General features: G+C 52.2%; 10 protein-coding genes. 4 read left to right on the top strand and 6 right to left on the bottom strand.

What is annotated here, in order from left to right; translation table 11 throughout:
* The first annotated feature begins 217 nt into the window (after positions 1-217).
* Together QPL96_RS19145 and QPL96_RS19140 are read left to right on the top strand one after the other, a co-directional pair.
* Positions 218-520, top strand: a complete 303-nt coding sequence (locus QPL96_RS19145; RefSeq protein ID WP_303288875.1) for a type II toxin-antitoxin system HigB family toxin — start codon at positions 218-220, stop codon at positions 518-520.
* A 17-nt stretch (positions 521-537) separates the two neighbouring features.
* Positions 538-906 (top strand): type II toxin-antitoxin system HigA family antitoxin, encoded by a 369-nt coding sequence (locus QPL96_RS19140; protein ID WP_117617384.1) that lies wholly within the window; start codon positions 538-540, stop codon positions 904-906.
* A 216-nt stretch (positions 907-1,122) separates the two neighbouring features.
* On the opposite strand, the gene QPL96_RS19135 is transcribed toward QPL96_RS19140, so the two are convergent.
* The 6 genes from QPL96_RS19135 to QPL96_RS19110 form a co-directional block, all read right to left on the bottom strand.
* Positions 1,123-1,296 (bottom strand): hypothetical protein, encoded by a 174-nt coding sequence (locus tag QPL96_RS19135; protein WP_303288874.1) that lies wholly within the window; start codon positions 1,294-1,296, stop codon positions 1,123-1,125.
* A 78-nt stretch (positions 1,297-1,374) separates the two neighbouring features.
* Complete coding sequence (locus tag QPL96_RS19130) at positions 1,375-1,869, bottom strand: hypothetical protein (RefSeq protein ID WP_303288873.1); 495 nt, start codon at positions 1,867-1,869, stop codon at positions 1,375-1,377.
* Between the two features lie 416 nt (positions 1,870-2,285).
* Positions 2,286-2,447 carry a hypothetical protein gene (locus QPL96_RS19125; RefSeq protein WP_303288872.1) on the bottom strand — a complete coding sequence of 54 codons (162 nt, stop codon included), beginning with the start codon at positions 2,445-2,447 and terminating at the stop codon, positions 2,286-2,288.
* A gap of 33 nt (positions 2,448-2,480) precedes the next feature.
* The gene (locus QPL96_RS19120; RefSeq protein WP_303288871.1) at positions 2,481-2,792 is read right to left on the bottom strand and encodes a nucleotidyl transferase AbiEii/AbiGii toxin family protein; all 312 of its coding nucleotides are present in this window, start codon (positions 2,790-2,792) and stop codon (positions 2,481-2,483) included.
* A gap of 164 nt (positions 2,793-2,956) precedes the next feature.
* Positions 2,957-3,481 (bottom strand): AlpA family transcriptional regulator, encoded by a 525-nt coding sequence (locus QPL96_RS19115; RefSeq protein ID WP_303288870.1) that lies wholly within the window; start codon positions 3,479-3,481, stop codon positions 2,957-2,959.
* A 3-nt stretch (positions 3,482-3,484) separates the two neighbouring features.
* Positions 3,485-3,760, bottom strand: a complete 276-nt coding sequence (locus tag QPL96_RS19110) for a hypothetical protein (protein WP_303288869.1) — start codon at positions 3,758-3,760, stop codon at positions 3,485-3,487.
* Positions 3,761-4,203: 443 nt separating this feature from the next.
* Here QPL96_RS19110 and QPL96_RS19105 point away from each other — a divergent pair, with 443 nt between their 5' ends.
* Positions 4,204-4,464 carry a type II toxin-antitoxin system Phd/YefM family antitoxin gene (locus QPL96_RS19105; RefSeq protein ID WP_303288868.1) on the top strand — a complete coding sequence of 87 codons (261 nt, stop codon included), beginning with the start codon at positions 4,204-4,206 and terminating at the stop codon, positions 4,462-4,464.
* Between the two features lie 15 nt (positions 4,465-4,479).
* Entirely contained in the window at positions 4,480-4,782 is a 303-nt protein-coding gene (locus QPL96_RS19100) for a type II toxin-antitoxin system RelE/ParE family toxin (protein ID WP_303288867.1), read from the top strand.
* The last annotated feature ends 278 nt before the right edge of the window (positions 4,783-5,060 follow it).

Here is a 5,060-nt window from a genome sequence, read left to right as displayed (position 1 = left end):
ACAGAACCTGGGTGCCTCCGAGGTATTGACGCAGCTGTTTACCGGGCGTGAGCCGGCTTTTATGTCGGCACCGGAACGGGGCTAACAGGGCTTTTTACGGGGAGGCAGCTGAATAGTTACGTTTCCAGTATAGGGATAACGACCAAGGTCATCAGCCAAATTAGGGTACATCCAAAAACTGTTGCAATAGTCCCGTATTGGGACTAGCGTTTTAAGCATGAGAATCATCGCACTATCGACACTGAAAGCCTTCTGGGAAGAAAACCCGGAGTACCAGGATGCCAAAGAGCCAACACTGGCCTGGCACCGTCATACCCTACATGCCGATTGGAGCTCACCTGCAGAGGTAAAGCAGGACTTCAGGAACGCAAGCATCCTCAAGGATGGCCGGGTGGTGTTCAATATTGCGGGGAACAAGTATCGACTTGTGGTCTGGATAAGCTACGCCTGTCGCGTCGTATACATCCGCTTTATTGGCACCCACTCACAGTATGACAAGATTGATGTGCAAACGATTTAACTGCCGGAGGATTAACGATGGATATCAAACCGATTAAAACTGATACCGACTACCAAGCGGCATTAAAAGAAATTGAAAGCCTGATGATGGCTGGACCAGACACCTCAGAAGGCGAAAAGCTGGATGTCATGGTCACACTGATCGAGGCTTATGAAGCCAAGCATTTCCCGATGGATTTGCCTGATCCTGTTGAGGCGATCAAGTTCGAAATGGAACGCAAAGGCTTAACAGCTAAAGACCTGGAGCCGATGATCGGCAAAAGTAATCGCGTGTACGAGATCCTAAATCACAAGCGCTCGCTGACTTTGAAGATGATCTGGAAGCTCCACGAAGGCTTGGGTATTCCGGCTGAATCGCTGATCAAACCGCCTCAAGCTCATGCCTGACCAAAAAAAAGGAAAAGGAGACACCCAGATTTATTTTCTGCTCAAATATTGATCGGCGCCTGTCCGGGACATTGCTTTTTCGGGCCTGGCGTCAGTTAAGCCGGGGTCAGAAGAAAGCCCACTTCTGACCCCTTGTTCGCCCGGACACCGGTTATTCCCCCACTCGATTGTAAATAAGCATTTTTTATCTTTTATATTCAATAGCTTATTTTACTGTCAATCGATAATACCATGGAAAATACCATGCTCAGAAATTTCTTCAAAAAGTTTCATTTTTTCAACTGACCGACTAGAAAACTCGAGCACAAAAACCTGTTTGGTCGAGCGATAGAGATTCCAATCCGATGGATGTTCAACTCCACTCCCCGCGCCAAAATGTATGCCCATCATACCCCATCATACCCCATCAAATACTGCGGAAGATATTGTAAAAACAGCGCGTTACCGCCAATACCCATGAGCTGGGTTTCAGTCGTTTCCAACTACGATACTGAAATGCTCAGTGCGTTTACCCGGTAGGCCATCCTTGCGAAACCGTCTTCCCCATACTGTGAACATGACGTGATCTTCATAGGTGTAGACGTTCATCCCTTCTACCTCGACCCGCACCATACTTTGCCCAGCCACGACGACCACTATACCCCCCACTTCGATGCCCAAAACATCCTGACACAGGACCACAGATTCATTCTCGAGCTCTTGTTCCCATTGCTCGAGGTCTGCCTCCATCTGCCGCCAGGCCTGTCGGGCGCCGACAAGCGGCCCCGCCTCTCCCCGAGAAAACCACAGCCTATCGAATAGTGCGAGTCGCTCGTTCGGTACGGCCTGATCCATGTCATAGGTCGCCTCCACTAACGCCTCATAGACCGCTTGCGCCTCCTGTAATGCTTGAAGACGGTCTGCATAGGGCTTGATTCCTGAGCGCTGAATCCTCCCCGGTAACCGCTTGTCGTTCACGGGCATCAGGTCAATCGGACAAACTTATCGCAGTGGTATCCGAACCGTCTCAAACCGGTCGCGTGACCAGGTATCGTCCACATCCGCCCGAATCCGGACGTCATGGGATGAAACACACAACTCGGTCTTGGCTCTTGCGTAAGCGCTGGGCGAATAAATCTGCTTCACTGACCAGGCGTGATCCAAGGCCGACATGTCGGCTGCGGCATATTGGCGCTTTACCGGATGCCACCCTGGCCCAATATCCTCTTGGTGGCTTCAGCACCTGAAGTCGCCGGCAAAGCTTGCCCAGGGCCACATCAGAAATTCCCAACTCCCGTGCCACCTCTGTGGCGGGGCGTTCCCAAACCAGAGCGAATAATTCTTCACGAGACGGATCAGTATTCATCAATGGCACCGGACCTTCATGATCGAATCACTCGTCATGCATTGATTTCTTCCTGAAGTGCCTGGAGCACCTCCAGAATCTGATCGATATGCGGCATCTTGCCGAAGATCATGTTTTCCATTGCGCGATAATCGGACCTGACCGAGGCCAGCACATGACCCTCCGGCACCAGCACCAAGGTACCTGGCTTCGCCAAGTCGTATCTGGCCCAACCGCGGGGATAGAATCGCTACTTAAACGCCACTACGCTGGCCAGCAATTCTGGATCGGCCAAAGCTTTTTCCTTGACCGGTGACTGGGCCATCTTGGCCAGGTCGTAATAGTGGCGCGAATAGCGAGGTGGCTGTGCATTTCCCTCGGGGCGATGAGCCTCATGGTGCAGAATCGCAGCCTTCTCCCAAAAAGTGCGTTCCGCCTTGATGACTCTGACCGCACATTCTCGTTGCTCAAACACATCAGGAAAGACCTCTGCTGCATAACAGCTGATACTGCGATCTTCATAAGGCAGCCATGACGCCAGTGGGCCGATTTCCAGGCGCACTTCGGAACGCCCCGCTGCGTGGTGTGGGATCTGGAGGAAGTGGAAGCCTGGATCGAGAAGCGTAAGCGACGATTCCGATCAGGAAAAGCAGCCTCCACTCCAGGGCCGGACGTGAGGCAGCGCATCGCACGCCCGGTGCGCTCTGGCAACAACTGAGCTGACAGCTATGCCGTCAGCAACTCCATGTTGTCCCGCCTGCTCATCGGGTGACGAATTGTTTCCTTTGTGATGTTCACTTCCAATGCCACTTGAGCGATTTCCAGTATGCCAGCATCAACCTGGTAACCCCCTCGCGCTTTCAGCCAATCCAGCACCTCCGCCAGATGCCAGATCGAGGCGCTACCTTCGTGAACCGGCATGGGGAATATCCCTCGGTGGGTCAACATGAGCTTGCGCATCGCCTGCCGGGAAATTCCCACAATATCGGCCACATCCGTCAGCCCGACAAGGTCGGGGGAAGCCTCAATCAGGCGTGCGGAAGGAACAGCGTTTTTGACATCGGCCAGGGCAGTGCGAACTGCTTCCTCGGCGCTGTCTGCCTCGCGGGAGAATTCCAGCGCCAAGCGACCGGGCTGCCCCACACCGACGAGGGCGTCATCACAACCAGCGGCGCCCAATCGTTCGACGAGAGCGTCCAAATCGCTGTCGTGGTCAGCCAATTGGTATTTCAGCGTAAAAATATATTCCATAGCTTAATCCTCCGACTCCGACTCCGTAGCGCCCCGGCGCTGGTGAGTGGCGCATTTGTCCACCACCCTGCGCAGCGCTCGTGCGTGACTGCCGGGATTTCTCGGCGTGCTCCACACACTGGCGATACAGAACTCACCACAGCGGCATTCATTGTCATTGTAGGGGCAGTAGATCTTGCCCCAGGCATGACTACCACCCACTTCGACTCGCCAGCCCTCCTTTTCCGCATGCTTGAGCGCGGCTTCAATTTCCTTCTTCGGATGTGATGAGCGAGTCATTCCTTGTCTCCAGTATGGGGATGGCACCCAAGGTTGTCAAATGACAACCTTGGGCTGCAAAAAGCGTCCTGCCGGTTATCCCGCGAGTTTACCAAACAGCCGAACGACTCACTCAAAGTAAGTCTTTTCGGCTTCCCCATAAACCGCTTGGTCATGACCAATACACCACCCAGACGACCACAAGCCAACAATCACCATGACTACGGCACTCATACCGATGCCCTCAATGCCGGCACCGACATGCTTTTTTATCTTTTATTTTCAATGGTTTATTATCCTGCTAATTGGTAATGCCATGTAAAATACCATGTTCAGAAAATGCCTGCCTTTTGCGACATAACTGTTTCTCATTGCATCAATCAGCTGCAGCCACAGCTGGACATGATGTGATGTAAAGACTAGAATTTAATCAACTTGGTTAGTTTAATCAAAATAGGTGCGTTATGAAAATACTCAACGCCAGTGACGCCAAACGCGAATTCGGTGAGGTGCTTATCAACGCTCAACACGGACCTGTTGGCATCAACCGTAATGGCAAACCCGTTGCAGTGGTGGTATCAGCGTCTGAATATGCACAGCTTGAGGCGCTTAAAGAGGCGCATCTAAAGCAGTCCATCGAAGAAGGTATCGCCGACTTGCAAGCCGGAAAAGTCAGTGACGGCAAATCCGTCATAAACAAACTACGAAAACGAGTAGCTGGTTAAATCCTGGACTAACCCGTGTCGAAGCGCAGCCCCCGCTACCAGTTCACGGACAAAGCGGAAGATGATCTCGAAGGTATCATCGACTATACCGTCCAGGAATGGGGGGCCGTCCAAGCCAATACCTACCTTGACGGTCTGGAAACGCGCGCACAACTCCTTGCGGAAAATCCAGACCTCGGAACAGCACGCGAGACAATATCCAAGGGACTACTCAGCTTCCCTTATGAAAGCCATATTCTGTATTACAAAAAACACGCCCGCGGTATCGTGATTGTACGAGTACTCCATCAACACATGGATCCGGTGAAGCACCTCTGATTCTAAAGAGCAGCAAAAATCCAGGCCTCTGCTTCGGGATTAAATAGCCGGTTTCTTGAGTGATCCAGTGCGCAGTTCAAGCTCTCCGATACCATGCCTGCATCAATTTAACTCTCATGGTATCGATGTTTTCAACCTTGCTACACGCAAAAAATACCGTAACTATTCAGCTGCCTCCCCGTAAAAAGCCCTGTTAGCCCCGTTCCGGTGCCGACATAAAAGCCGGCTCACGCCCGGTAAACAGCTGCGTCAATACCTCGGAGGCACCCAGGTTCTGT

Source organism: Marinobacter sp. SS8-8 (genome assembly GCF_030540945.1).
Classification (GTDB): Bacteria; Pseudomonadota; Gammaproteobacteria; order Pseudomonadales; family Oleiphilaceae; genus Marinobacter.
The sequence above is the reverse complement of the archived record's forward strand: the minus strand, read 5'-3'. Positions and strand labels throughout refer to the sequence as shown.

Excerpts from the sequence above, each read along its gene's own strand:
- QPL96_RS19145 (WP_303288875.1), top strand. The coding sequence starts at position 218 with ATGAGAATCATCGCACTATCGACACTGAAAGCCTTCTGGGAAGAAAAC.
- QPL96_RS19140 (WP_117617384.1), top strand. The coding sequence starts at position 538 with ATGGATATCAAACCGATTAAAACTGATACCGACTACCAAGCGGCATTA.
- QPL96_RS19135 (WP_303288874.1), bottom strand. The coding sequence starts at position 1,296 with ATGATGGGCATACATTTTGGCGCGGGGAGTGGAGTTGAACATCCATCG.
- QPL96_RS19130 (WP_303288873.1), bottom strand. The coding sequence starts at position 1,869 with ATGCCCGTGAACGACAAGCGGTTACCGGGGAGGATTCAGCGCTCAGGA.
- QPL96_RS19115 (WP_303288870.1), bottom strand. The coding sequence starts at position 3,481 with ATGGAATATATTTTTACGCTGAAATACCAATTGGCTGACCACGACAGC.
- QPL96_RS19110 (WP_303288869.1), bottom strand. The coding sequence starts at position 3,760 with ATGACTCGCTCATCACATCCGAAGAAGGAAATTGAAGCCGCGCTCAAG.
- QPL96_RS19105 (WP_303288868.1), top strand. The coding sequence starts at position 4,204 with ATGAAAATACTCAACGCCAGTGACGCCAAACGCGAATTCGGTGAGGTG.